The organism is Shewanella intestini, from assembly GCF_018221465.1.
Classification (GTDB): domain Bacteria; phylum Pseudomonadota; class Gammaproteobacteria; order Enterobacterales; family Shewanellaceae; genus Shewanella; species Shewanella intestini.
Window position 1 is genome coordinate 1 of sequence record NZ_JAAIKR010000001.1, and the last position, 26,220, is coordinate 26,220.

At 41.7% G+C, this 26,220-nt stretch carries 22 protein-coding genes; 10 read left to right on the plus strand and 12 right to left on the minus strand.

What is annotated here, in order from left to right:
- Positions 1 to 253 precede the first annotated feature (253 nt).
- The 4 genes from G3R48_RS00005 to G3R48_RS00020 form a co-directional block, all read right to left on the minus strand.
- Positions 254 to 1,618, minus strand: a complete 1,365-nt coding sequence (locus G3R48_RS00005) for an AmpG family muropeptide MFS transporter (RefSeq protein ID WP_153661462.1) — start codon at positions 1,616 to 1,618, stop codon at positions 254 to 256.
- Positions 1,619 to 1,699: 81 nt separating this feature from the next.
- Complete coding sequence (locus G3R48_RS00010) at positions 1,700 to 2,029, minus strand: hypothetical protein (protein WP_153662113.1); 330 nt, start codon at positions 2,027 to 2,029, stop codon at positions 1,700 to 1,702.
- Positions 2,030 to 2,421: 392 nt separating this feature from the next.
- Positions 2,422 to 3,021, minus strand: a complete 600-nt coding sequence (locus G3R48_RS00015) for a peptidylprolyl isomerase (RefSeq protein WP_153661460.1) — start codon at positions 3,019 to 3,021, stop codon at positions 2,422 to 2,424.
- Between the two features lie 42 nt (positions 3,022 to 3,063).
- Positions 3,064 to 3,633: a YajG family lipoprotein gene (locus G3R48_RS00020; RefSeq protein ID WP_153661458.1), complete on the minus strand. Its 570-nt coding sequence runs from the start codon at positions 3,631 to 3,633 to the stop codon at positions 3,064 to 3,066.
- Between the two features lie 330 nt (positions 3,634 to 3,963).
- Here G3R48_RS00020 and G3R48_RS00025 point away from each other — a divergent pair, with 330 nt between their 5' ends.
- Together G3R48_RS00025 and G3R48_RS00030 are read left to right on the plus strand one after the other, a co-directional pair.
- A complete protein-coding gene (locus G3R48_RS00025; protein WP_228497307.1) occupies positions 3,964 to 4,998 on the plus strand; it encodes a DUF2804 domain-containing protein in 1,035 nt (344 codons plus the stop codon).
- Between the two features lie 194 nt (positions 4,999 to 5,192).
- Positions 5,193 to 6,053, plus strand: coding sequence for a sterol desaturase family protein (locus G3R48_RS00030; protein ID WP_153661456.1), 861 nt, complete (start codon positions 5,193 to 5,195; stop codon positions 6,051 to 6,053).
- Between the two features lie 161 nt (positions 6,054 to 6,214).
- Here the strand turns inward: G3R48_RS00030 and G3R48_RS00035 are convergent, their stop codons facing one another.
- Both G3R48_RS00035 and G3R48_RS00040 read right to left on the minus strand, forming a co-directional pair.
- Complete coding sequence (locus G3R48_RS00035) at positions 6,215 to 7,522, minus strand: MFS transporter (protein ID WP_153661454.1); 1,308 nt, start codon at positions 7,520 to 7,522, stop codon at positions 6,215 to 6,217.
- Between the two features lie 161 nt (positions 7,523 to 7,683).
- Positions 7,684 to 10,809 (minus strand): TonB-dependent receptor, encoded by a 3,126-nt coding sequence (locus G3R48_RS00040; RefSeq protein WP_153661452.1) that lies wholly within the window; start codon positions 10,807 to 10,809, stop codon positions 7,684 to 7,686.
- Positions 10,810 to 11,116: 307 nt separating this feature from the next.
- Between G3R48_RS00040 and G3R48_RS00045 the strand changes: the two genes are divergently transcribed.
- Positions 11,117 to 11,857: a FadR/GntR family transcriptional regulator gene (locus G3R48_RS00045; RefSeq protein ID WP_153661450.1), complete on the plus strand. Its 741-nt coding sequence runs from the start codon at positions 11,117 to 11,119 to the stop codon at positions 11,855 to 11,857.
- A 435-nt stretch (positions 11,858 to 12,292) separates the two neighbouring features.
- On the opposite strand, the gene G3R48_RS00050 is transcribed toward G3R48_RS00045, so the two are convergent.
- Positions 12,293 to 13,444 (minus strand): methyltransferase, encoded by a 1,152-nt coding sequence (locus G3R48_RS00050; RefSeq protein ID WP_153661448.1) that lies wholly within the window; start codon positions 13,442 to 13,444, stop codon positions 12,293 to 12,295.
- Positions 13,445 to 13,642: 198 nt separating this feature from the next.
- Here G3R48_RS00050 and G3R48_RS00055 point away from each other — a divergent pair, with 198 nt between their 5' ends.
- Positions 13,643 to 14,056 (plus strand): hypothetical protein, encoded by a 414-nt coding sequence (locus G3R48_RS00055; protein WP_153661446.1) that lies wholly within the window; start codon positions 13,643 to 13,645, stop codon positions 14,054 to 14,056.
- Between the two features lie 45 nt (positions 14,057 to 14,101).
- Positions 14,102 to 15,856, plus strand: a complete 1,755-nt coding sequence (locus G3R48_RS00060) for an ABC transporter transmembrane domain-containing protein (RefSeq protein WP_153661444.1) — start codon at positions 14,102 to 14,104, stop codon at positions 15,854 to 15,856.
- A 128-nt stretch (positions 15,857 to 15,984) separates the two neighbouring features.
- Here the strand turns inward: G3R48_RS00060 and G3R48_RS00065 are convergent, their stop codons facing one another.
- A complete protein-coding gene (locus tag G3R48_RS00065; RefSeq protein ID WP_153661442.1) occupies positions 15,985 to 17,583 on the minus strand; it encodes an AMP-binding protein in 1,599 nt (532 codons plus the stop codon).
- Between the two features lie 431 nt (positions 17,584 to 18,014).
- On the opposite strand from G3R48_RS00065, the gene G3R48_RS00070 reads away from it, so the two are divergent.
- A complete protein-coding gene (locus tag G3R48_RS00070; RefSeq protein WP_153661440.1) occupies positions 18,015 to 20,627 on the plus strand; it encodes a TonB-dependent receptor plug domain-containing protein in 2,613 nt (870 codons plus the stop codon).
- 184 nt (positions 20,628 to 20,811) lie between these two features.
- Here the strand turns inward: G3R48_RS00070 and G3R48_RS00075 are convergent, their stop codons facing one another.
- Complete coding sequence (locus G3R48_RS00075) at positions 20,812 to 21,345, minus strand: thioredoxin family protein (protein WP_153661438.1); 534 nt, start codon at positions 21,343 to 21,345, stop codon at positions 20,812 to 20,814.
- A gap of 117 nt (positions 21,346 to 21,462) precedes the next feature.
- Between G3R48_RS00075 and G3R48_RS00080 the strand changes: the two genes are divergently transcribed.
- Entirely contained in the window at positions 21,463 to 22,086 is a 624-nt protein-coding gene (locus tag G3R48_RS00080) for a LysE family translocator (RefSeq protein WP_153661436.1), read from the plus strand.
- A gap of 63 nt (positions 22,087 to 22,149) precedes the next feature.
- On the opposite strand, the gene G3R48_RS00085 is transcribed toward G3R48_RS00080, so the two are convergent.
- Positions 22,150 to 22,476, minus strand: a complete 327-nt coding sequence (locus G3R48_RS00085) for a DUF3144 domain-containing protein (protein ID WP_153661434.1) — start codon at positions 22,474 to 22,476, stop codon at positions 22,150 to 22,152.
- A 69-nt stretch (positions 22,477 to 22,545) separates the two neighbouring features.
- Positions 22,546 to 23,088: a type II secretion system protein gene (locus G3R48_RS00090; protein WP_153661432.1), complete on the minus strand. Its 543-nt coding sequence runs from the start codon at positions 23,086 to 23,088 to the stop codon at positions 22,546 to 22,548.
- Between the two features lie 135 nt (positions 23,089 to 23,223).
- Between G3R48_RS00090 and ung the strand changes: the two genes are divergently transcribed.
- Positions 23,224 to 23,898 (plus strand): uracil-DNA glycosylase, encoded by a 675-nt coding sequence (ung, locus tag G3R48_RS00095; protein WP_153661430.1) that lies wholly within the window; start codon positions 23,224 to 23,226, stop codon positions 23,896 to 23,898.
- A 209-nt stretch (positions 23,899 to 24,107) separates the two neighbouring features.
- On the opposite strand, the gene ispB is transcribed toward ung, so the two are convergent.
- Positions 24,108 to 25,079, minus strand: a complete 972-nt coding sequence (gene ispB / locus G3R48_RS00100) for an octaprenyl diphosphate synthase (protein ID WP_153661428.1) — start codon at positions 25,077 to 25,079, stop codon at positions 24,108 to 24,110.
- 420 nt (positions 25,080 to 25,499) lie between these two features.
- On the opposite strand from ispB, the gene rplU reads away from it, so the two are divergent.
- Both rplU and rpmA read left to right on the plus strand, forming a co-directional pair.
- Complete coding sequence (gene rplU / locus G3R48_RS00105) at positions 25,500 to 25,811, plus strand: 50S ribosomal protein L21 (protein WP_055024329.1); 312 nt, start codon at positions 25,500 to 25,502, stop codon at positions 25,809 to 25,811.
- A 16-nt stretch (positions 25,812 to 25,827) separates the two neighbouring features.
- A complete protein-coding gene (rpmA, locus tag G3R48_RS00110) occupies positions 25,828 to 26,082 on the plus strand; it encodes a 50S ribosomal protein L27 (RefSeq protein ID WP_007650346.1) in 255 nt (84 codons plus the stop codon).
- The last annotated feature ends 138 nt before the right edge of the window (positions 26,083 to 26,220 follow it).

Below are 26,220 nucleotides of genomic sequence, written 5' to 3' on the forward strand. Positions count from 1 at the left end.
GATGTAGATGTAGATGTAGATGTAGATGTAGATGTAGATGTAGATGTAGATGTAGATGTAGATGTAGATGTTGATGTTGATGTAGATGTAGATGTAGATGTAGATGTCTAAGTTGATTGAAAACCTGTCAGCACTTAAACGCTTATGCAGCTTAATCTCTGCGCTAGATCACTGATTAATATAAACATTAAAGCGGCCAGTTGGCCGCTTTTTTATTGCAGATTACCTAAGCTAAAATGAAGGCATTCAACACTTAATCGCTTTGGTTAGCTTGGCTTTTTTGCACCCAATGAATAAGCAATAACACTGGAAAGCCAATTAAGCTGGCGGCAATAAAGAAGTTAATATAACCAAAATTGTCTACATAGACGCCAGAGAAACCCGCGATAAACTTGGGGAATAACAGCATGATTGATGATAGTAATGCATATTGAGTCGCGCTATAACCGCTGCTAGTTAAGCTTGATAAATAGGCAATAAAGGCCGCGGTAGCAATACCTGCACTAAAGTTGTCCATTGAAATTGCGAACGTTAAAAATGGCACGTTGTAACCAATATAAGCTTGCCATGCAAATAACAAGTTGGTCAGCGCAACCAATAATGCCCCTAAGAATAAAATACGTAAGGTGCCATACTTAACAATCAATAATCCACCTGCACCGGCACCCACTAAGGTCATGATTAAACCATATACCTTACTTAAAAATGCAATCTCCTCTTTACTAAAGCCCATATCAACGTAAAACACATTCGCCATAATACCCATGACAATGTCTGAAATACGATAACAAGAAATCAGCAACAATATCAGAATGGCACTTTTACCATAGCGTTTAAAGAAGTCGGTAAATGGCAGCACACTGGCGCTATATAACCAGGCTAATATTTTTGCCACTTTAGGCGAGTGATTGGTGCTAAAGCGTTGACGAAGTTGATGTTCAACCTCGTCAGCTTGTTGGGTGTCTACTTGCGGCTCTTTACAACATAATGTGGTGATAATACCAATTGACATAAATGCCGCCATTGCCGCATAAGCACTTTGCCATGCCGCTAAATGATAACCGCTATCTCCTGGCGCAATGGCTGCGGCAATGGTTAATGCGCCCGCGGTTGATACGATCATTGCGCCGCGATAACCCACTTGGTAAGCCGCAGCTAAAGCCGCTTGCATTTCTTGTGGGGCTGATTCAATTCGAAAAGCGTCGATGACAATGTCTTGGGTAGAAGAGGCAAAGGCTAATAGCAGTGCGCATAAGGCTAAATGTTCAAGATTAACTTTAGGGTCGCTCATCGACATACCCAAAATGGCGAGAACAACACAGGACTGGGCGACTATCATCCAACTGCGACGACGCCCAAGTATATTGGTTAAAAAGGGCAGTGATAGCCTATCGACTAGCGGAGACCAAACCCATTTAAATGCGTAGGTTAGGGCTATCCAACTGAAATAACCAATGGCTGCACGGTCAACTCCTGCCTCTCTTAACCAAAAGCTTAGGGTGGAAAATACCAACATTAATGGTAAGCCAGACGAAAAGCCTAAGATCAATAATGCGAGCACTCGACGGTGAAAATATACCGAGAATGTCGATAAAAAACGGGAAAAAGAAGAAGGCATAAAAAAACGCAGTTAAGGAGTCAAGATGACTAGCTTATGTGCCTGCGTTTGTTGGTTCAAGTAGATTGACTAAATTATTGTTTATGGGCGAATTCCAATGCAGCTGTTGGGTACTTTTCCGCCAAAATTAATAAAGTAACAGCAATCATTAACTTGTTGTCTAAGGTATTGATTACCGCGAATAGCCCATTCAGGCCACTTATCAAAACAATGCAATAAATGCCAAAAAACCTGTTCGGTTTCGCTTGGTGTTTGTGGTTGTTGAGGTTGGTTAGACAGGTGTTGCCACTCTTCTAATACATCCCACATGTAAATCCGTATTTCGTTAAATTCCACCTTGTTGTCTAAAAATGCTTTACCATAAAAAGCCAATTGTGGGGCTTTAGCTTCAATGAAGTCATCTGTTGTCATCATCTCATTTGTCCTCAACGCCTTCTGTATCGGGCGTTTTATTTAAACTTAAGTATATTCGACTAAAGTATAGCCAAGATTGCTCACTTTTGCGGAATGAGAATCATTTTAGTTTTTTTCTTGGGTAAGTTTTATAAACGTGAAACTAAGAAATGAACGATAAAGTGCAGCTGATTCGTGTGTTTGTGGGGGGTAACTAGATATAAATAACTAAGACGTTTGATTGTAAAAACACTGTTTTGACAATCAGTCTTCCAATTGGCAGCTTTATCAATTAAATGACTCATTTATCAATCATTGAATCTATTAAAGGAAAACCTGCCAACGATTAACGCATTTTAAATTTAATAATAGATTTTAAAATGCGTTTTGATATCAATAATTCGCCGGCGTTATCTTGGGAGTAATGTCGCTTTGGTTAGGATGATATTTTTAACAGGAACATCAGGCCAGCCTAACTTTTGGTTTTGGCCAGTCGTGACCATTGATATGGCTTCAACCACATCGAGCCCTGAAACAATTTCACCAAATACCGCATAACCCCAACGGCGTTTAGATGGGTCAAGACGCACGTTGTCAGCAACATTAAAGTAAAACTGTTTGGTGGCACTGTGCGGGTTATTATCCCGTGCCATGGCAATAGTACCAATGCTGTTTGATAAGCCGTTGCCTGACTCATTTACGATGGGCGCTAATGATGGCTTTGCTTCTTCAAATTGCGGATCAAGTCCACCACCTTGCACCACAAAATCTTGAATAACGCGGTGGAAAATGGTGTTGTCATACTCGCCTTTTACCACATAGGTTAAAAAATTATCCACGGTAATCGGGGCGCGTTTGCGGTCTAGCTCAACCACAATATCGCCCATAGTGGTAGACAGTTTCACTTTGGGATAGATGGTATCAGGTTGAATATCAACTTTGGCAACAGCGTAGGTGCTGCTCAAGCCGATAACAAGTGACATTATGCTGGTGGCTATCCATTTAAACATGTGATGATTCCTTGATTTGGGCCGTTTGGTCTTAGATTGACATTATTGCTGCTCAATAAAGTGATGTAATTCAGTATCATTTAAAATCTCTGTGCTGAGCTTGTTCAATAATTTATTAATATCGAGCTCTAAGGTGGCGAAGTCAGAACTAAAAGGCCCTGTTAATGTGCCGCGTCCCTTATAAATTTTGGTAAATTCTTGAGTCTTATTTTTAGCGATAACATTAATGATGACTTCCGTTTTTGCTTCATAACCAAAAGTGGTTTCGGTGACATCGGTGAGTAGGCTTTCTAACTGAAATTGCACTGTTTTATAAGCGCTAGGGTCAATTTGATAACCGATTTTTATCATACCATCACGAAAGACTTGTGCCAGTTGTTGGCGAATAGGCTCACTTGGGCTGATTAGCTGTGCGGCATCATCGTCATTATTAATGCGAACAATAAAGTTAGCATTACGAATATCAATGGTGTCCATATGAATTGGGATCGGACGAGCGGTTTGAAAAGTAACGTCACCTAAAGTGGGATCGAGTGCAATATGGGTTGGTTGTGTAGTGGCGCAGGCGCTTAAAAGAAGCGTTGAAAATAAAAATATAACAGTACGTTTCATATTGTTTTAAGTCGATTTACGTTAGATAAATCAAGCATAACAGATTTCAATTTTGGTATCAGCATTCGCGATAATCACTTGTTCAAGTTGACAATATATTCACGGCATTGCAGGTTAAGTAAATTAATGAGATGCAATGGTTTTTCTCAATGCTTGAGATTGGCATTATCGGGCAATTGTGATGCCGAAGTGTGTTAGCTCACCACGAGCGATTATTGGCTACATCGTCACCACTAGCCATTGATTAAAAACTAATTGCCACGTTGCCAATGACTGCTGACTAACCCAAAGGGAATGCCCTGTTATCTTGAGCGAAGAGAAGTAAACATAATGACCAAAGCCACTGCAATGCAAGCGTTGTTAGCGCCAAAGCGATTGATGGATCAGCATGGCCGTCCGCACTATGGACATTTTGATGGTGTGGTTGAGTCGTTAGCGCTTGATGAGTTTCGCTACTTCACCGAAATGGATAAACCTGCTGGCACTGTTGCTCAATACTTTAACTACAAGCAATTTCAATTTTTTACACTTAACACGCAGCGTTACATTATTAGTGGCGCTATTGCAGATATTCGCTATTTGGCCAGCGGTTTTTTATACGTATTTGATATTAAGCGTAATAAGCTAGTCGAACGCACTTGGTTAAGGCCGCCCAAAATAGGTTATCACACCGAACCATCGCCTTTTAATGGCCATGCTCATATTGGTTGTGCATCAAATGGATTGCGCATCCATATTCAACAAGGGCTATGGCACATCAACATTCAAACCCCGATGGTGAGCGCCAAGTTAACATTGACCCCCGCGCAGCTAAGTTTACCAATGAGCCTATGTACTCCCACAGCTTATAGTGGCTGGACTTATACTCAAAAACATAATGGATTAGCAGTATCTGGGAAATTAACCGTTGAGCATGAGCCGCAGCCATTGAATCAAGCATTAGGCAGTTATGATTTTTCCGCAGGTTATATGCGCCGAGAAACCAGTTGGCGCTGGGCAAGTTTCAATGCCCATACTGCCACAGGTGTTGTGGGGGCAAATTTTGCTGCTGGGGTAAATGAAACTGGCGCCAATGAAAACGTGTTTTGGGTTGATGGCAAACGGTTTTTAGTGGGGGCGATGCATTTTGAGTTTTCTCGGTTATCACCTATTCGCCCATGGAAAATACACAGTGCATGCGGGCAAGTTGCATTAAGGTTTAAAGTGGTTTCAGTGCGAAAAGAGCAGCTTAACCTTGGATTGCTTAAAAGTAATTTTAGGCAGTTTATCGGCTACTTTGATGGCGTTTTGATAGATGAACATCAGCAGCAACATGTCATAAGCCATCAATTAGGATTATGTGAAGATCATTATGCAAAATGGTAATTCATCTCATATCAGAGATGCAGTATAGATAGTGTTTTTGCAACGCAGCAACGCAGCAACGCAGCAACGCAGCAACGCAATAAGTCAGTAAGCCAAGCCTAAACGATGTTTCTGCCAACGGTGTGATTGGTATAAGTAACGCGAACGACGGAGTTGAACAAGGCTAAAATAGCAATGATTAAGGATGATAATTGATGGATATTGCCGTGATATTTTCACACCCAGAAGCATTATTAATTGTGCTGGCACCGGTGTTTGCTTGCTGCATTTTTTTAGAATGGTGGTTAGGACGACGAGCAAGCTCATTGCCTCAAAGTGCGCGTTACTATGCGCCGGAAGTGTTATGTAATTTTACATTGGCGGCAATGCATCAATTAACGGATATTTTAACTGGCTTAATGATTGCCCAGTTATATTTAGGTTTATTTGAGTGGCGCTTATTTGAGATTAAATTAACTTGGCAGAGTTTTATTGGGTTGATGATTGCGCAAGACTTTTGTTATTACTGGTTTCATCGTGCCAGCCATCGTATCCGCTGGATGTGGGCAGCACATGTGGTGCATCACAGCTCAGAAAATATGAATTTGGCGACCGCATTTAGGCAAAGTTTAATGTATCCGTTGGCGGGGATGTGGGTATTTTGGCTACCGCTGGTGATCATTGGTTTTGCGCCGCAATGGGTCGTATTTGTGGTGTTGCTTAACTTAGGCTTGCAGTTTTTTGTGCACACTCAGGCGGTGAACAAACTGGGCTGGTTAGAGTTGCTGTTTAATACGCCTTCGCACCATCGGGTTCATCATGGGTGCAACCTTCAATATATAGACAAAAACTATGGTGGTATTTTAATTATTTGGGACAAACTCTTTTCGACATTTGCAGCCGAAGTCGAGCCAGTTAAATATGGCATTACCAAACCCATTAACAGTGTAAACCCTGTGGTGGTAAGCTTTAGTGAGTGGCGAGATATGTACCAAGATGTTAGCAAAAGATCGTTAACATTAAAGCAGCGCTTAAAAGTGCTATTTGGCGCACCGCAAAAAGAACCTGTTGATTAACTGTAAAGCGAGCCGCTTGTTGTTAGCACGGCTCGTTGTTCAGGGGCCTGAGTTCTAGGTACTAGGTACTAGATACTAGATACTAGATATTAGATATTAGATATTAGATATTAGATATCAGATACTAGGTGCAAGATTTTTGAAAAATCAGTTTACTCTCACTAGTCAGCTTTTTTCTTCACCGGTGTTATTTTTCCGCCTAACCAAATTGATATTAATGACATTGGCACCAAAATAGCGCCAAGTATAAATAATGCAGAGTAGTCACCATGTTGAGTTAATCCTGGCACCAGTTGAATGGTGATAATGACACTTAACACCGCCGATGTACCACTTATCCCCGCTAATGTCCCCACACTTTTACCAGAGAAGTAATCACTTGGTAAGGTTTGAATATTGCCAATGGCGGTTTGAAACCCAAATAAAATCAGGGCGATTAACCCCATTGCTGCTATCGGCGTGGCGGCTTGTGTGGTGAGTAATAGCGACGGCAGCATAATGAGCGCGCCAAACGTTATACAGCTTCGACGAGCACGGCTAATATCACCATGTTTGTCAATTAACTTACCGCTAAGCCAACCACCAAAAATAGCACCAATGGCGGCACCGACATAAGGCACCCATGCAAATGCACCAATTTGTTTGACGTTAAAACCAAACTTTTCGTTTAAATATAACGGTAGCCAAGCGACAAATAACCACCAAATAGGGTCAATGAAAAACCGTGCAGCAATGACGCTCCATGATTGTTTATGGCGTAACAATTGCGACAGCGTTGGCACGTATTCGTCAGTTTTTGAAGCGGCTTTATTGGCACAGTTGTCTGCAGTGAGTGCCTGATTGCCACCAATTTGGCCACTGAGAATATGTTGGCGTTCTTGCTCGGTGATCCAAGGGTGAGTGTCAGGGGATGACTTATAAATAATCATCCATGGTATCACCCATAAAAAACCTAATATGGCGATAACAATAAAGGTGGCTTTCCAGCCAATAAAAGCAAACAACACAGCAATCAGTGGCGGCGCAATTATCGATCCTAATGACGCACCAGAGTTAAAAATACCTTGGGCTAATGCGCGTTCTTTTGCTGGAAACCATTCCGCATTGGCTTTGGTTGCTCCGGGCCAGTTACCAGCCTCACCAATGCCAAGTAATGCACGAACGAGTGCAAAACTGAACGCGGTTGAGGCAACAGCATGCAGCGCAATTGAGATTGACCACACCAAAATTGACAGTAAAAAACCAAACCGGGTGCCAATGGCGTCGAACACTTTACCAAACAATGATTGACCCACTGCGTAGGCAATCATAAAGACACTAATAATATTGGCATAGTCATGTTTGGTTAAGCCAAGGTCTTGTGAAATGCTGGGCCACATAATGGCAAGAGCGGAGCGGTCGATATAATTTATCACCGTAGCAAGGGCGACTAAGCTGACAACAAGCCAGCGTAAATGGTTAACTTTCATTATTGTTCTCAATTATTTTTGGTTGAAATAGTCTGTGGAAAATTACGGCTATAACTAAAAATTCTCACTGTGCTAAACAGTGGGGAAACGTATTAGCACGGTGAGAACAGCCTTAATTTGCGGGTAACAATTAACCCCGCTGCTAGCATTTAAGTTACGGGTTAAAACTTGGCTTTCGCGCCTAAGAAGAACTTTGGCCCTGAACGAGAGTAATCAGCAATTGTGGTGCTATTTCCTCGAGTCATTAGCTGTGGTTCATCTAATAAATTCAGCGCTTTAAGTGAAAGAGACAAGTAGTCGGTTACTTTGTATGACGCGGTAAAGTCTAAGTAACTGGCATCTTGGACATATCGGTTTGAACGGTCAGGAAAGGGGAGGTTATTAGGTTGGAAATATTCTTCACGGTACTTGTACAGCAATCGCACTGTGGTTTTATCACCTTCCCAATACATTGACGCAGATGCCACTTGTGGAGAGAAACCAAATAAATTGGCGTCATCAACAATATAGGGACTGCCCGGTTCTGCGCTGACAAAGCTTGAGTCCGCACGGTTATAAGCCACTTTAGCGCCTAACCCATCAAAGGGATAAGGCAGTTCGGTAAAGTGTTTTTGCGCGTTAATTTCAAAGCCTTTAATCACCGATGAATCATCTGCTGTTTGGCGAACGGTATGACTTACATTCGGATAAATAGTGTCAACGCCATCAAGTGAAACCGTAATATCACGCGTCTCCGTAGTGTTAACATAACCGCCTTTAAAGTCTTTATAGTAAAGGGCTAATGACATGGTAGCATCGTCGCTTGGGTACCATTCAAATGAAATGTCGTAGTTATTTGAAAGATACGGTTTCATGTGATTACCGTTGGCACTGCCGTTACTGATGACCTTGCTGTAGTCAGTATTAGTATTAGGGTCACAAATGGTGTCGTCTTCATCTTCACAAATGCTATAAGACACGCCTGATGCCATGGCATTCATTTGAAAACGTGACATCGCCCGATAAGCGGAGGTTCGTAGATATATTTCAGGGGTTAGCACAAACGTTAAGTTTAAGCTTGGTAGCCATTCGGTGTAACTTGAGTCCAGTGTCACCGCTTCAATTTCACCACTTTGGTTAATGTCAGCTGCAAAGGTGCCGTCACTGTTTGAGGTGATATACACTTTGTCACCCCAACCGTCTGAATGTGTGTCTGTTTTGACAACACGCACTCCGACATTACCAAATACCGGTAAGTCGCCAATTTGGGCATCAATATTAGCCATCACATATCCTGCTAATATGTCTTCTTCAACATTTACGTCATTACCTGAGCGGCCATCTTCACGTTCTCCTATGTCATAGAAGCCAGTGTTGCCGTCTACCGCACCTAACATTTGACCAATAAAACATTCGGCATCATAAGTGACAAACTCGCCTGATCCGCCGCCTTCTTCATCAAAGAGGTTATTGTTTTGATGGTCATTTAGACATTCTGCGACAATATTATTGGTGAGTTGTTCGTGCAAATCTGGGTAATCATCGTCAAAGTCATCGCGACTCGTTCCCCATGAACCATTGCGTTGTAATCCGGTGACAGGGCTGACAGACACATCATTAGATTTATAATCGACCAAGCTTTCTTCTGAATAACGAATCCCAGCTTCTATACCTGAAAAGTATTCGTTATGTAGTGCGTAATTGACATCAAAATTCACGGCTTTTATTTCATCGCGGCGTTCATCATGTGAACGGCGATATTCTTGATAAGCGACACCGTCATGAATAAATGAATTAATGTCATTGGCATTAAATACTTGGCTTGCATCGTAACCGGCATCACCGACACCGTTACGATTGTCATCTAAGAAGGTCAGTTTAGGTACGTTTGTACCTCTGGCATCTAATTCATATTGATAACGTTCATCTGAGCGCATTTTGGTGCGGTGACGTAAACGGTAACGGTATGAACGTGAATAAGATAAGTCGAGCGCCATACTGAGATCGTCCGTTAAATGATGCTCAATATTAAAGCCAAAGCCGTCATAATCGTCTTGTTGACTTCGGCTCTCACCATTTAGTTGTGGTCTGGCTTCACCTTTGGCATATAGTAAGGTGTGATCGCTGGCAATAATGTGGTCGCTAAGTAAACGACGACGAGAGTCTAAGCCAAGCTCCATACGTTGCTCGTTGTACTTTAAGCGTGAATATTCGTAATCAAAATTAATATCCCAACTGCTGTTAGGCACCCACTGAAATGCGGCTACCATGCCTGTACGGGTATCGTCATCTTCGCCTGTACGCCAAAAAGCGTCGTTAGGAACATAAAAGATACTGTCTTGATCAAACATGGCAATGGATTCTGGCGTGGGGGTCGGGTCGCGGCCATCACGACCTGCACTTACCGCTTGGTCTGAACTACCGCCAGTACAGTCACCGCCGCCATCTGAAAGGGCATTTCCTTGAGCATCACGCAGTGCACACACGCCCATTTGTGAGCTACCACCAAAGTTTTCTTCAGGGTTAGCTGAGTCGGTGCGAGTTAACCCAAAAGTAACACCAAATGAACCGGCGTTGTCGGTTTCAAAGTTTTGAACTGTAGATAACACAAATGAGCTGCCCCAAGGCGAAACGCCATCGACATCTTCGTAATAAGAATTATAAATACCGGTCGCTTCAATCGTGGTTTGGTCTTTACCATAGTCAACTGGGCGTAATGACTTCACCTCAATCGTACCTGAGGTGCCGCCTTCAACAAAGCTGGCTTGTTGTGATTTGTAAATCTCAACTGATTCAACAAGTTCTGAAGGGAATTTTTTAAAGTTAACCGCACGTCCCGGCCCTGCGTTGGTAATCGTACGCCCATTAAAGGTAGCGTAACCCCAATATGAACCTAAGCCACGAATGGATATTTCGTTTTGTGAGCCCTTTAATCGATGCCCCGATGCGCCAGAAATATTTTCGATTAAATCTGACATTGATAATCCCGGTAAGTCGCCAAAATCAGCGGCAACAATACCGTCACTGACCACGGTGTTATGTTTTTTGCGATCGGCTGAACGAGACAATGTACCTCTAAGACCAGCCACTTTAATGACTTCCATTTCTGGTTGGATGTCGGCTTGGGTATTTTCAATATTACTCACTTGCGCGGTTTCATCTGCATTTGAGACGGTATTTGATTGTGGTTCAGCGGCAAATGTGTTGGTAGTGACCAAAGAGGCCAAAGCGGTAAAAAATAGTGCTGATTGTGGTTGCCAGCGTTTTCCTTGTGTTTTTAAAGCGTGACTAATTTTATTAAGTTTCACGTTAATCTCCCCAGATTAAGTCGTTCTTTCTTGCTCAACGTAAACACATATTTTAATTTTTAACATTTAAATAACATCGTGCGCTTAATTAGAAATTAGTGAACAAGCGATACAATGTCAACCGAGTTGTTATACCAATTGTTAACATTTGTGCTGCATTTTGTTATACCAATACCGGGCGTGGTCATACAACGGGCTGGAATTGGTCGCTTTTGTTGGTTATTATCAATAAATAGAGGTTGCTGTTCGGTTTTTTACCGATATGATTGTTAACAAAATGCTAGAAAAGTAAGTTGAAGGACTGAGTATGAAAAATCGTCGATTGTTTTGGCGGATTGTTGAAAAGATTGAACAGGCTATAACACAAGGTGAGTATGTTGTCGGTAGTCGTTTGCCACCGGAACGTGAGTTAGCTGAAAAGTTTGATGTAAGTCGTCCGACAATCCGTGAGGCGATCATCGCCTTAGAAGTACGTGAACGGGTGGAAGTGAAAACCGGATCGGGTGTGTATGTGGTTAACCATAACCATGATGAAGAGGTTGACCAAAACATTAATGCGTTTGAATTAACTCAAGCGCGTGCATTAGTTGAAGGTGAAATTGCCGCGTTGGCTGCTAACAGCATTACTGATGAAGAGCTCAGTCAACTTCATCATACTTTAGTGATGATGGAAGATAAGGAATACATTGAAGAAGCGGATCAAATGTTTCATCACATTATTTCGCAATCAACCCGCAATGGTGCGCTAATTAAAGTGTTCGATAGTTTATGGGCGCTTCGTGCTTCAAGCCCGTCGATTATTGATGATTACAATATGGTTTGTAGTACTGATAACCGTAAAACGATGGCTGAACACACGGCTATTTATCAAGCATTATCAATGCATGATGCCTCAGAAGCCAGAAATGCGATGCATCAACACTTTAACCGCTTAATTAATGTCTTGTTCGATAAAATTGAGGCACAAACATTAGAAGAAGTGAGGCGTAAAAATAACGCCAACCGAGATTTATATTCAATTGAAAATTTGGTTAAACACCGCAGTTAGTTATCAAGTTCAATCACTAACTCTTATGTCAGTACCACTGTTATCCCATTAATCGCAGTGATAATAGCTTTGCTATTAGTGGGATTTTGTTGATTGTGATTAACGGCCGTTGTTATTGAATTAATGCTTTTTAATCAACTGACTAGAAATAAGCTCTCTGCAACTCAGTCCGCTAACAACTCAGTCCGCCAGCAATGAACTAATTGCCAAGGTGTTTTAAATGCTAACTCATTAGCTAAGGGTAAACCCCTTTGACGTTGTTATTCTTAAACCATCAATTTACTATTAAAACGCCGCTTAACTGATGCTGCGATAGTCATCAGCTAAAACATGATTAGCGTTTGAATTTTGGTCATAACAATAACGACAACCTAGACTTTATGTTATTACCAATTATTTATTTTGGTTAGGTGGCTAGCTGAGCCATCGTTAGGCTTATTCTTTGTAGGCTTGCAAGATAACGAACTTGCCATTTGAGGCCAGTGTTTTGCATTGTTTAAAAATGCGTTTTAATTTGATGTGGTAATTGAGGTGGCGGTTGCCCACCACTTGTAATAATCCGCCAGATGCCAGTGCTTTATGCGCATCAACAAACATTTGCCAAGCAATGTGGTCTGTTATCGCTTCGCCTTGATGAAAAGGGGGATTACATAAAATTAAATCTGGTTGCATATCTTGTGACAAGTTACTTAAGCAATCTTCCCAAGCAAAACTGGCTTGTGGCAATGCTTGTTCAGGGTTATCTAATTGGTTTTGTTGCCAATTAGTTTGTGCTGACGCGACAGCCATTTCAGAGTCATCAACAAAGTGAATGTGCGCTTTTGGGTAACGTTGTTTGGCATGTAATCCCAAAATACCATTGCCACAGCCTAAATCGACAATTTGTTTAAAATCACCTTTTGGTAAGTTGTCCAACATAATGCGCGCACCAATATCCAGTTTGGTTGCAGAGAACACATTACTTAAATTACTCATGGTGAGGTTTAAGGACGGCACTTGCCACTTTGTGGCTTGCGGCAGTGCGCGGGCGTTGCCATCGCTTATGCAGGTTATTACCCGAGTTTTTTTCCAAGTTAAACTTGCTGATGCCGCACCGAGCTGTTGCGCTATCGTCGCTAACAAGGCTTTGTTGATTGATTTAGCTTTAGCACCAATCAAGACTTTGGTGCCTTGAGGTAAGTGTTGTGACAACTTTGCTAATTGGTAGGCAAAATAATTTAAGTTTTTAGGTAATTTCATCAGTACCAAAGTAATGGCACTTGGCAGAGTTTCTCGGCTATTTACCCAGCGGATATGTTCTGTAGGCAGTTGGTTTTGCTGTAAGTTAAGTTGCCCACCTAACAAACTGGTTTTGGCATCGGTTTCAACGGTTAATGGCCAATGCTCGTCAAGCGTTAAGAGTCCACAGGTCAGCGCCCCAAAACTGTCATTAATAATATGAGTATTTACCACGGCTTGTTCAGTGTCTCCAAGGTGTTTAAGCAGATGCTCATCGGCTGCGTCCCATGCTTGCAAATTAACAACATGCTTGGCGGGGTAACGTGAAAGTGAAAGGGTGATGCCAGATAAGACTAACTCGGTGCTCATATAAAACCTTAAAAACGTGTTAAGGCGGCATTATCGCAGATCGTGCGGTGGTGCGCGAGTGTCTGTTATCGTCGCCATGGTGGATATTAATTTCGTTATTTCCTTCCAAGGACGCACTTCAATTGAATGAATACGTTGTGTCGCTAAGCTGCGTTGCGTAACATTATTAACTGACTGATAAATATAATAGGAAATAATATGAACGGTGCTGGTGGAACGTCTGGTGGAGTCGGACAATTCTTTATTGGTTTAATCATGATGTGTGGCGGTTTTTATATGCTGCTCAATGCCATTAAAGTAAGCAGTTCTTTTGGATTGGGTTATGGCTTATACAATGTAGCTGGTGTTAGTTTAACCAGCGGCATGGTGATGATCCCGTTCATGTTTGGAGTGGGGTTATTATTTTATAACGCCAAAAATATTTTAGCTTGGGTGTTAACAATTGGCTCGTTAACAGGGTTGATTTTTGGGGTGATTAGTTCAATTCATTTTCGGTTTACTCATATGTCTGCGTTCGATTTAATCGTCATATTGGTATTGAGTGTCGGTGGTTTAGGGTTGTTTTTACGCTCATTTAAAGCGATTGAAACACGCTACCCTGAGCAAAAATAATGACATTATTGTTAGCTTTATTAAGGCATTTAACTGGAGATAAGCATGTTGCCTAGTGTGATGCAGTGGCTAATGGCATTTTTAAAGCCTTATCGGCTCAAAGTTTTTGCGGCAATTATTTTTCTGTTCATTGGTTCGTTAGCGTGGTTGTCATTAGGGCAAGGCGTCAAGATGATGGTCGACGAAGGGTTTGTAAGCACTAACTCTGAGCGACTGAACCATATTATTGGTTTTATTTTATTAATCACTGCCATCAGTGCAACCGCTGTATTTTGTCGTTTCTATCTTATGACATGGTTAGGCGAGCGGGTGAGTGCTGATATTCGCAAAACGGTATATCAACACTTATTGGCGTTATCGCCAGGCTATTTTGCTCAGCAGCGAACAGGCGAAGTGATTTCACGCTTTACCGCTGACACAACATTATTGCAGTCGGTTGTCAGCTCAAGTTTATCGATGGCATTACGTGCCAGTGTTACTGTGATTGGCGGTATTGCAATGATGGCAATAACCAGTATAAAGCTGACACTTTTGGTGTTGTTAGCGGTGCCGCTAGTGTTGGTGCCAGTTGGTATTTTAGGCCGTAAAGTAAGAAACTTGTCACGTAAAAGCCAAGATAGAGTGGGCGACTTAGGGGCTTATATTGATGAAAGCCTTCATGAAATTCATACCGTTCAAGCCTATACCCACGAACAGCAAGACCAATATGCCTTTTTCGCTAAAGTAGAAGCGGTAATGGATACAGCTAAAGGGCGTATTTTATACCGCGCTATTTTAATTTCGTCGGTGATGTTTTTAAGCATCAGTGCCATCACGTTAGTGACGTGGGTTGGTGCTCAAGATGTGATTAATGGTGTAGTGAGCAGCGGCGAGCTTTCTGCCTTTATGTTTTATGCGGTTATGGTGGCAGGTTCGGTGGCGACGATTAGTGAGGTTTACAGTGAGATCCAACGCGCGTTTGGTGCAGCGGAGCGACTTGTTGAACTGATGTATACCCCAATAGATATTGAACAACTTGATAAGCCACAGCAATTGCCTGAGGGTAAATCGCGCCAGCTGTCAATTAGTAAGTTGGTCTTCACTTACCCGCAAGAATCTAATAACAGTGCGCTTGATGATATTAATTTACATATCCAAGCTGGCGAACGAGTTGCTTTAGTCGGGCCAAGTGGTGCTGGAAAAAGTACCTTGTTTGAATTGTTAATGCGATTTTATATGCCAACTCAAGGGCAAATTTGTTTAGATAATATTGATATCGCCAAGCTGTCATTAGCGCAGCTGCGACAGCAGTATGCCTTAGTGCCACAAGATTCGGTCATTTTTGCTAATAACGTCATTGAAAATGTTCGTTATGGTCGCCCAGACGCCAGTATTGAAGAAGTAAAGCTGGCGTGTATTGCGGCTAAGGCGGATGAGTTTATTGTGGCGTTTAGTCAAGGTTACGATACTTACCTTGGTGAAAGAGGCGTGAGATTGTCGGGTGGACAAAAGCAGCGGATCGCCATTGCTAGAGCCATTTTAGCCAATAGACCGATTTTGCTACTCGACGAAGCGACCAGTGCATTAGATGCGGTGAGCGAAGAGAAAGTCAAGCAAGCGCTCGACACGTTAATGCAAGGTAAAACCACCCTTATTATTGCGCATCGCTTAGCGACGGTAATTAATGCCGATAGAATTATCGTGATGGATAAAGGCCAAGTGGTTGCGACGGGTAAACATCAAGACTTAATGGCGAGCAATGCGTTGTATAAAGAGTTTGCCAGTTTGCAAATGCTAGAGAGTGAGCAAACGCAAACCTGACAGCGCAAATATATTATGTGATTGAGTGATTTCAACCAAACAATAACGGCAAGCGTATGTTCGCTTGCCGTTATTGTTTGCTTAAAGTATTTGTTTGCTTAAAGTAAAAGCCAGTATCAGCGGTTCAGTTATTGGCGCAGCGCACGACGTAATATTTTACCAACGGTGCTTTTGGGTAATTGGCTTGTAATAACGATATGTTTTGGCACCTTGTATCCGGTAAGTTGAGTTTTGCAATGCTGACGGATATCGTCTATAAGCAAGCTTTCATCATCACAAACTTGGCTAAGTACAATGACCGCTTTGACCGCTTCACCTGAATGAGCATCATCAATACCCACAACAGCACACTCTAACACTTGCGGGTGCTGCGCCAGCACATTTTCAACTTCATTAGGAAAGACATTAAACCCAGACACGATAATCATGTCCTTTTTACGGTCAACAATGGCATGAAAACCATCTTCCATTTCTATTGCAATGTCACCGGTTTTGAAAAAACCATCTGCTGTCATCACGCTGGCCGTTTCTGCGGGTTTATTCCAATAACCTTGCATGACTTGCGGCCCTTTTACTGCTAATTCACCGGGTTGACCGGCTTTGACGGGGTCATCATTTACATCAATAATTTTTACTTGGGTTGCCAATACCGGCTTACCTATGGTGCCAAGTCGTTCATAACCCGGTGCGTTGAGGCTAACAACTGGCGAGGTTTCTGACAGTCCATAACCTTCAGAAATCATACAATGAGTGGTTTGCTGCCACAATTGAGCTGCGGCACCGGTTAATGCCGTGCCGCCAGAGATAGTTAACCTTAAATGACTAAAATCGAGGGCTTTGAATTGTGCTTGATGGCATAAACCAACAAATAAGGTATTAAGCCCTGCAAAACAGGTAAATGGGTAACTTGCCATAGTGTTGATTAACCCATTAATGTCTCTTGGATTAGGGATTAACACCGAGCAACTGCCTGATTCAAAGGTAAGCATTAAATTAAGCATAAATGCATAAATATGATAAATAGGCAGCGGGGCAATAAAGATATCTTCGCCGTCATTCATGTGGCTAGCAAGGCGAGATTTTACCTGCGCCGTATTGGCCAATAAGTTGCCATGACTGAGCATCGCTCCTTTAGATAACCCCGTAGTACCGCCGGTATATTGTAAGGCCACAATATCAGCTGACGATACGGTCACGGCTTGATATTGGCATTGTTGGCCTTGGTTAAGCGCATCTAAAAATGGCACATACGCAAATGGGGCGTCAGGTATAGGTTGAGGATGAATTAAGTCTAGAGGATGCGTGGCAATAACGGTTTCTAACTGGGTTTGTTTAACCACATTGGTTAATGTAGGCAGTAAGTCTGTCAGGGTGATTAATGCTTTGGCACCAGAGTCATTATATTGGTGAATTAATTCGCGCTCAGTATATAAGGGATTGGTGTTAACCAATACCATTCCGGCCCTTATAACCCCGTAAGCCGCAATCACAAATTGGTTGATATTGGGTAATTGAATGGCAATGCGAGAGCCAATAGTTAACGTTGATTGGCTTTGCAAATAGGCCGCAAAATCACCCGAGGCCTTATCAATTTCGGCGAATGTCATGTCATGCCCTAAGCAGGCATAAGCTCGGCGGTTAGGGTACTTCTTACAAGCAATTTCAATTAAATCGATAACTGAATGGTATTGATTAAGGTTAAGCGATGCGTCTGCGTCATAAGCCATACTGATTGTCCTTATCAGTGAATAATTATTGTGTTTTTTCAATTAAACAGGTGTTTAGGTTAGTGTTATTTTGTGCTGCTGGTCAATGGTTTTCAGGCGTTGACGGTGCCAACTTCATATAATGTGATGGCTTTTTCGAATGATTATTTAGCGTCAACGGCATATATTGTTGATGCGTTTGTTGTAATTTTGTTACTTTTGTTTGTTATCGGTGAGTAGGTTTAAGTTGCTGTTTTAAAAGACTTAAACTATCTTGTTATTTGCTTTTGTTGTAATTCAGTCTTCTTGGAAAGAATAAATTGATGGTTTTTACAACGTTATTGTTATAAAAATGTAACAGGTTGTAGTGTTTTCAACCTAGGATGAAGAACTTGAAAGGCTAGCTTGAGATTAGCTTTCAAAATGACATGGACAATAACGAGAGCAAAATAATGAAAATGAATAACACTCGCGCTTTTAGCCGCAACAGTATCAGCTTCGCCGTCTCGCTCGCATTAACGGGATCTCTTGCTAGCTTTTCTGCCAGCGCGGCAGATGATGTTACCGTCGATGACAATGTAGAAAAAATTGCCGTGGTAGGTTCACGTGCTGCGCCACGTTCAATTGGCGACTCTCCGGTACCGATTGATATCATTAGCGCAGAAGAAATGCGTAAGTCAGGTAATTCTGACATGCTAGAAATGTTAAAAGGTTCGGTGCCGTCTTTAAACGTTCATTCCAATCCTATTAGTGATGCCGCTTCATTAGTTAGGCCGGCTAACTTACGTGGTTTGTCTGCAGACTCTACTTTAGTTTTGCTTAACGGCAAACGTCGTCATCGTTCGTCAGTGATTACCTTTTTAGGGGGCGGAATTAATGACGGTGCGCATGGGCCTGATATTTCTGTCATACCTAGTATTGCACTTAAACAAGTTGAAGTCTTACGTGACGGCGCAGCCGCTCAATATGGTTCAGATGCGATTGCTGGTGTCATTAACTTTGTCTTACGTGATGATATGCAAGGCGGCAGCATTGAAGTCAAAACCGGTCAATATTATGAGGGTGATGGCGATACTACAGAAGTTTCTGGTTATGTGGGCATGCCGTTAACACAAGATGGTTTTGCCAATTTTAGTTTCCAATATAAAAATGCTGATGCTACTAGCCGCAGTGTACAGCGACCGGATGCGGCAGATTTTGCCGTTGCGGGTTTACCTGTCGATAATCCTGCGCAAGTTTGGGGCTCACCTGAGATTAAAGATGATATCTCACTGTTTGCCAATATGGGCTTAGATCTTGACGACCATTCACAAGCCTACTTGTTTGGTAACTATTCTCAGCGTGATGTAAAAGGCGGTTTTTACTACCGTAATCCTCATACGCGTGGCGGGGTGTATTCAAATGATGGCGGGGCAACCTTGTTGGTTGGCGACTTAACACCAGGGCCTGTTGGGCAAGTTAATGAAGGGCTAGGTATGGGCGATGGCATTGACTGTCCTGTCATTAATATCACCTCAGATAACGTCACTACACAAGATAACTACATTAATGGTGTGCAAAATAACCCTAACTGTTTTGCCTTTAATGAGATGATCCCGCAAGGATTTACCCCTAATTTTGGTGGTGAAATTACTGATGCTTCTCTCGTAGCAGGTACAAAGGGTGAGTTTCAACTCGATTGGCTTAAAGGTATTAGCTATGACTTTAGCGGTACGTTTGGTAGCAATGCGTCACGTTACTTTATTTATCAAACCGTTAATGCGTCATTAGGCCCTGATACGCCACGTGATTTTAGCCCTGGTAAAGCCATTCAAACAGAATGGAGCTTAAATGCTGATTTTGTTAAATATGTTGATTTTGATTTAGCCGATGATGTCAGTATTGCAGCTGGTTTAGAGTGGCATGACGAGACATATGAAGTGGTCGCAGGTGATGAAGCGTCGTTTAAAGTTGGGCCATTAACCTCACAAGGTTTCGGTATTGGTTCTAATGGTTTCCCTGGGTATCAACCGTCTGCAGCGGGTGAGTTTACTCGCCAAAACAAAGCTATTTATTTAGATACTAGCGTGCCATTTACTGATGATTTATTAGCAGAATTTGCCGTACGTTATGAAGATTATGATTCATTTGGCTCTACGACCAATTATAAGGTTGCAGCTAACTGGAACATACTTGACGATGTGGCAGTTCGTGCCTCATATAACACCGGTTTTAGAGCGCCAACAGTTGGACAAAGTAATGTCAGTAACGTGCAAACTAACCTTGAAGGTGGTGTACTTGTTGACTCAGCATTGCTGCCGCCAACAAACCCGATTTCACAACAATTGGGCGGCACAGATTTAACGCCAGAAAAATCTTACAGTTATACCGTGGGTGCAGTGTATAGCTTTGATGATTTCTTTTTAACGCTTGATTATTACAATATTGAAGTGGAAGACCGTATCTCACAATCGAAGAAAATTGCACTAACAGATGCGGATAAACAAACCTTAAAAGATGCAGGTGTACCCAATGTTGATGGTTTAGCGCAAGTGAGCTTCTTTACCAATGACTTTGATACCACAACGCAAGGCGTGGATGTCGTTGCAAACTATACTGCTGAACTATTAGCTGGTGATTCGGCATTCTCGTTGGCCTATAACTGGAACGACACCACTGTTGATCGCTATTCTGATATTACAGGTGACTTTAAAGTTGCACGCTTAGAAGAAGATTTACCTCAACATCGTGCCACGTTCACGTGGGGACAAACTTGGGACAGCATTGGCATGTTTACACGTTTGAATTACTTTGGTGAGTACCAAGGTGTTCATGTTGATTATGATGCAACTGCGATTACTGCCAGTGCCTCTGTTACGGTAGATATGGAAATCAGTTACTTTATTAATGATGCATTCTCTGTGTCTATTGGGGCGCAAAACTTGTTTGACCAAGAAGCTGAGAAGTTAGCTTTTGAAGATCAAACGGGTATTCCTAATAACAACTGGGGCGGCCAATACTATGAAACCTCTCCTTATGGGTTTAATGGCGGTTACTATTACGGTAAGGTGAGTTATACGTTTTAACCTATTGAGCAATAATGCCAAAAATCTATTAGGTTAATGCAAAGTAAGCCTAACCAAGATTTAGCAGTTATTGCTTTGATTAACATCGTTAAAATAAAATGCCGCTAACAAAATGTTAGCGGCATTTTTATAAGTTTTTTTGCAGTTTGTCATTAGGCAAGTGGTTAATATGCTTGCAGGTGAATTAACGCGATACAGCGTTAATTGCGTCATACACATGCGTCATTTCAAGTTGCTGCGGTAATTTAATTCCTTTAGGGCGAGCTGGGCCATAAATCATATTAAAAGGCGTACCGTAACCTTGTTCAGACTGTAAATATTGCTCAACTAATGCATTGGGCTGGCTCAAGTCGCCACGCATAAGGACAATATTGTCGGCTGATAAAGCATCTACAATGGGTTCTCGATGCCAAACATTAGCTTCATTGGTGCGACAAGGAAGACACCAGTCGGCTTTAATATCGACCACGACAGTATAACCTTGGGCAACTAATGGCTGGATTTGCTCTGGGGAGAGTGATTGCCATGTTTGTTGTTGGTATGCGCTATAATCTTCACCGTTTTTCACAAAAGCCACAATTGCGGCCATACATAGCGCAAAGAAACTCAGCAAAATAATCACCGCAAAAGGGATTTTCTTGCCTTTTAGTTTGGCGATGATTAAGCCTGCTATGGCGATAAAAAGTAAAATCAGCAGTAAAGTCGGTACAATTGTCATGATATTTTAGCGTAATTTTGTTTGGCAAGTTTTAACATAATTTAGCATAGACTGACTTAAGTTGTTGTTAATAGAATATTTACAAACCGTAATAATGGTAGTTAGCAAAGAGGCTGTATGAGTTTTAGTGTTTGGTTGGGGTTATTTACTATTTGTTGTTTAGGGGCTATGTCACCAGGGCCGAGTTTAGCAATGGTGGTTAGATATACCGTCAATGGTAGCCGTTTACATGGCATTGTTTGCGCGTGGGCTCACTCTATTGGCATTGGTGTGTATGCGCTAATTACTCTGCTTGGGTTAGCTGCGGTACTAAAAAGCTCACCTTTGGTGTTCAATTCTATTGCAATTATAGGTGCGTTATATCTTGCGTGGATGGGGGTTAATGCACTTAAATCAACCTCAAAGAACGCATTAATTGTGTCAGATAAACCCAGCCATTTAAGCTTGTGGCAGGCTGCGCGAGATGGGATTGCTATCTCGTTATTTAACCCTAAAATCTTATTGTTCTTTTTAGCGTTATTTTCTCAATTTGTGGCAGTAGCTGACTCAATGTCAGCGCACGCGTTGGTCGTGTTAACACCACTATTTGTTGATGGTTTATGGTATAGCTTTATCGCTTTGGTACTCTCTCACGGTGCTGTGCTGCCCAAACTACAGGCCAATGCAACTATGATTGATAAGTTATCTGGTGTGGTGCTGATTTTATTGTCGTTACGGGTAATTTATGGTGTGGTGAGTTAATTTTATAGTATTAAAAAAGCCATCATTTTTGATGGCTTTTTTGAGTATTAGCTTGAATAAGGGTTATTTTTCAACGGTAAACGTTTCAACACCATTATCTGATTTTTCTTCTTCACGTTTCGCTCCTGGTGGGTAAGCGATATGATCTTTTAAGTTTTCATCAAGCATTTCTTTATATTCGTTTGAGAACCATTCTAATGCGTTGTCTTTTTCTGCGGCTAAATCTGTTGATTTGATTGCAGCTTCAAATGCGTTAAATCGTGAAGCAGCGTAGCGCATACCTGTACCGACTTTACCGATGTCATTTTCTTGTTGGCTCAGCTGATTTGCGAGGGCAATAAATTGATCAGCAATTTGATAAATGGTTAATCCTTTTTTCTCTTCAGACATGAACTCTTCTCATTGTGATTACAAAACTGATACTGAGTGTACCTATTTTAGCGATGGAAAACAGGCTAATTAATTATTTGGCTCAGAATCTGTGATCACTTGACCATTCTGAGAATTATAATAAATCGATAAGGTAGCAAGTGGGTTGAAGAAATAGCGGCATTGATCTGCATTAATGTAGGTGGCACGGTAAAGTGACACATCCGGATCGCTGCTCGTGGAAACAGATGGTGCATCTTGTAAAATTGTGTTCCATACCGAGATACAATCGTTGGTATTATTAAGCCGCGGCGACGCTTCAAAAGGAGGGTAGTTTTGTGCAGGATAACCCCACTCATTGATATCAAGCTGACCTTGCGTGCCAGCATTTTCATAAATTTGTAGATTGTCAGCAGGACCTGAATTGCCTAAGGTCGCCCATTTAATATTAGCTAAGCCAATGCCGCTTGAAAATGCCCCGCCAGTACCTTGCACGGTTGAAACATGTGCATCTTGTCTCAAATCTAATAGTTTGGGTAAGGCAACAACAGCCATAATCGCTAAAATAATGATGACGACGACCAGCTCGATTAACGTAAAACCGTGATGTTTGAATGCTATTTGTTTCAACATAATGCGATGCCCTTAATATATAATCTAGCTGCCTGAAACCAGTATATTTAACCACTTACAATATATCTGTTACTGAAATGTTAATTTAAATAAATCTATTTTGCGAGCTTGGCAATTTTTTTTTGGAGTCTATTGATGCAAAGTTGGGATGAGTTGATCAAACAGCAGCAATCTGAAGCTTATTTTGAGCAATTGCAACAAGCGATCGATTTACGTCGTGAGCAAGGTGTGACGATTTTTCCTGCCAAGGAGTCGGTGTTTAATGCATTTGGGCTTACCCCTCTTAAAGCCGTTAAGGTGGTTATTTTAGGGCAAGATCCTTATCACGGTGTAGGGCAAGCACATGGGTTGAGTTTTTCGGTATTAAAAGGAGTTAAAACACCTCCTTCTTTGGTGAATATCTATAAGGAATTAACCCAAGACCCGGATGTGAACTTTGTTATGCCGCAACATGGAGAGTTAACTTCATGGGCGAACCAAGGTGTCTTGCTGCTTAATACTGTGCTGACAGTGGAACAAGGTAATGCGCATTCTCATGCCAAACTTGGCTGGGAAACATTTACAGATAATGTGCTTAACACCCTGAATCAACAAACTCGGCCCATTGTGTTTATATTATGGGGAGCACATGCAATGAAAAAGGGTAAACATATCGATAAACGGCGTCATTGTGTACTCTGTGGTCCGCATCCGTCACCATTATCTGCTTATCGGGGCTTTTTTGGGTGCGGTCACTTCTCTAAAGCTAATGCATTTTTAAAACAGCAACAAATGACTGAGATAAATTGGCAGCTACCGTTAGAGCAGTGATATTGCAAAGATGCAATGGAGCAACAATGCGCCTTAATATTGGTGGGTTAACTGCAACTAAAGCGAGTTATCGTTTGCAGTACAATGCGTTAACGCAGTAGGTTATGACGTTGAATATAAAATAAAAAACACCTTATAAATAAGGTGTTTTTTATTGCGTAAATATTTTGCTGTGACAACAGGCTTAATTGTTTGTTGCCACGTTTAGATTAGTTATTACGTCTAACTGATAATTTAGCTAACGAAATTAATGCTTCTTTGTAGTCGTTATCAGGAATAACACAGAGGGCATCAATGGCTTTTTGGGCTTCTTGTTCCGCTTTTTGTTCGGTGTATTTAAGTGCACCCGATTCATTCAACGCCGTTACGATCTCATCGATCGCTTGCGTGCCATCACCTTTCTCAATTGCTTGTTTGATCAATTGAGCGGCTTGTGGCGTGCCGTGTTTCATGGCGTAAATCAAAGGCAATGTTGGTTTGCCTTCAGCTAGATCGTCACCAATATTTTTACCTAACTCTTCGCTGTCTGCTGTGTAATCAAGTAAGTCGTCAGTTAATTGGAAAGCCGTGCCTAGATATTTACCGTAATCACCTAATGCTTGTTGCACTTGTTTTGATGAATCACTTAGCGCACCTGCAAGTAAGGTTGCTGCCTCAAAAAGTTTGGCTGTTTTGCAGTAAATAACCCGCATGTAGCTTTCTTCTGTGGTGTCAGGGTCGTTGCAATTCATTAATTGCAATACTTCACCTTCAGCAAGTACGTTGGTTGCATCAGCAAGCACATTGAGTACGTACATGCTATCGAGCTCGGTCATCATTTGGAAAGAACGAGTATATAAAAAGTCACCGACAAGCACGCTGGCACCATTACCAAACATGGCATTGGCTGTTTCGCGGCCACGACGTAATGTTGATTCGTCTACAACGTCATCATGTAATAAAGAGGCGGTATGGATAAACTCAATGATCGCTGCAAGCTTTACATGGCGATCGCCTTGATAATCGATCGCGCGTGCTGCTAAAACAGACAATAATGGGCGTAAACGTTTGCCACCGGCATTAATGATGTAAAAACCTAACTGATTAATAAGCGCGACATCAGATTCAAGTTGTTTATAAATTAGCTGATTGACGGCTTGCATATCATTGTCAGCCAGCTGACGAATGGCGTTTAAGTCCATAATAATCTCTGTTATCGGGTAAAAAGCAACCCAGGTAAAATTGTAAATTTTGTCTCTGGCTATCATACAAGAAAATCATTCATTTCTACAAAAGACAAAGTGAACAATCTACGTTAAAATGCCAAAAAATCTTGTGGTTCTATGTGAAATTAACACGCGTTTTATAAAGCCATTTCGATATTAGCATATTGATATGACTAACAGACTTAAAACGGCGTCAATGTTACCTAATTTTTGGTAGTCATGCAGCATCAGTAAAATAAACTGTGTGATGGTTAGGTTATTTTGATTGAATGTCATTTAACACTTGCCAGACTTAAAAACATCGCGTAGAATCCGCGCCCATTGTCATTAAAAGTTTTTTAGCACCTAACTCCTAAAAATTGGATTAGCGTGTTAGTCATTTGGAGTAAAATAGCTATGTACGCTGTTTTTCAAAGTGGCGGTAAGCAACATCGCGTTGCCGAAGGTCATACAGTACGTTTAGAAAAAATTGAAGTTGCTACCGGTGAAACTATTGAGTTTGACCAAGTTCTATTGGTTGCTGACGGTGAAAATGTTCACGTTGGTGCGCCATTAGTTGCAGGTGGTAAAGTTGTTGCTGAAGTGGTTAGCCACGGTCGCGGCGAAAAAGTAACTATTCAAAAGTTCAATCGTCGTAAGCATCACGAAAAGAAAATGGGCCACCGTCAGTGGTTCACTGAAGTTAAAATCACTGCGATTAGCGCATAATTTAGGAGTCTAACTCATGGCACATAAAAAAGCTGGCGGTTCTACTCGTAACGGCCGCGATTCAGAAAGCAAACGTCTTGGTGTTAAGCGTTTCGGTGGTGAATCAGTTTTAGCTGGTAACATCATCGTTCGTCAACGTGGTACTAAATTCCACGCGGGTGTAAACGTAGGTATTGGTCGTGACCATACTCTATTTGCACTTACAGACGGTAAAGTAAAATTTGAAGTTAAAGGTCCTAATAACCGTAAGTTTATTAGCATCGAAGCTTAATTTTTTACTAAGCAAGTTTTAAAAACCCCGCCTACATGGTGGGGTTTTTGTATTTAATAACGGTATTAAAACCGGATAGCGTAATATTTTCAGTTGGTTGCAGTTAGCGTTTTCATAGTGAGTTTATCTTTTACGCTT

Coding starts and splice junctions, on each gene's coding strand:
- G3R48_RS00005 (WP_153661462.1), bottom strand. CDS start 1,618: ATGCCTTCTTCTTTTTCCCGTTTTTTATCGACATTCTCGGTATATTTT.
- G3R48_RS00010 (WP_153662113.1), bottom strand. CDS start 2,029: ATGACAACAGATGACTTCATTGAAGCTAAAGCCCCACAATTGGCTTTT.
- G3R48_RS00015 (WP_153661460.1), bottom strand. CDS start 3,021: ATGTTTAAATGGATAGCCACCAGCATAATGTCACTTGTTATCGGCTTG.
- G3R48_RS00020 (WP_153661458.1), bottom strand. CDS start 3,633: ATGAAACGTACTGTTATATTTTTATTTTCAACGCTTCTTTTAAGCGCC.
- G3R48_RS00025 (WP_228497307.1), top strand. CDS start 3,964: ATGACCAAAGCCACTGCAATGCAAGCGTTGTTAGCGCCAAAGCGATTG.
- G3R48_RS00030 (WP_153661456.1), top strand. CDS start 5,193: ATGGATATTGCCGTGATATTTTCACACCCAGAAGCATTATTAATTGTG.
- G3R48_RS00035 (WP_153661454.1), bottom strand. CDS start 7,522: ATGAAAGTTAACCATTTACGCTGGCTTGTTGTCAGCTTAGTCGCCCTT.
- G3R48_RS00045 (WP_153661450.1), top strand. CDS start 11,117: ATGAAAAATCGTCGATTGTTTTGGCGGATTGTTGAAAAGATTGAACAG.
- G3R48_RS00050 (WP_153661448.1), bottom strand. CDS start 13,444: ATGAGCACCGAGTTAGTCTTATCTGGCATCACCCTTTCACTTTCACGT.
- G3R48_RS00055 (WP_153661446.1), top strand. CDS start 13,643: ATGAACGGTGCTGGTGGAACGTCTGGTGGAGTCGGACAATTCTTTATT.
- G3R48_RS00060 (WP_153661444.1), top strand. CDS start 14,102: ATGTTGCCTAGTGTGATGCAGTGGCTAATGGCATTTTTAAAGCCTTAT.
- G3R48_RS00065 (WP_153661442.1), bottom strand. CDS start 17,583: ATGGCTTATGACGCAGACGCATCGCTTAACCTTAATCAATACCATTCA.
- G3R48_RS00070 (WP_153661440.1), top strand. CDS start 18,015: ATGAAAATGAATAACACTCGCGCTTTTAGCCGCAACAGTATCAGCTTC.
- G3R48_RS00075 (WP_153661438.1), bottom strand. CDS start 21,345: ATGACAATTGTACCGACTTTACTGCTGATTTTACTTTTTATCGCCATA.
- G3R48_RS00080 (WP_153661436.1), top strand. CDS start 21,463: ATGAGTTTTAGTGTTTGGTTGGGGTTATTTACTATTTGTTGTTTAGGG.
- G3R48_RS00085 (WP_153661434.1), bottom strand. CDS start 22,476: ATGTCTGAAGAGAAAAAAGGATTAACCATTTATCAAATTGCTGATCAA.
- G3R48_RS00090 (WP_153661432.1), bottom strand. CDS start 23,088: ATGTTGAAACAAATAGCATTCAAACATCACGGTTTTACGTTAATCGAG.
- ung (WP_153661430.1), top strand. CDS start 23,224: ATGCAAAGTTGGGATGAGTTGATCAAACAGCAGCAATCTGAAGCTTAT.
- ispB (WP_153661428.1), bottom strand. CDS start 25,079: ATGGACTTAAACGCCATTCGTCAGCTGGCTGACAATGATATGCAAGCC.
- rplU (WP_055024329.1), top strand. CDS start 25,500: ATGTACGCTGTTTTTCAAAGTGGCGGTAAGCAACATCGCGTTGCCGAA.
- rpmA (WP_007650346.1), top strand. CDS start 25,828: ATGGCACATAAAAAAGCTGGCGGTTCTACTCGTAACGGCCGCGATTCA.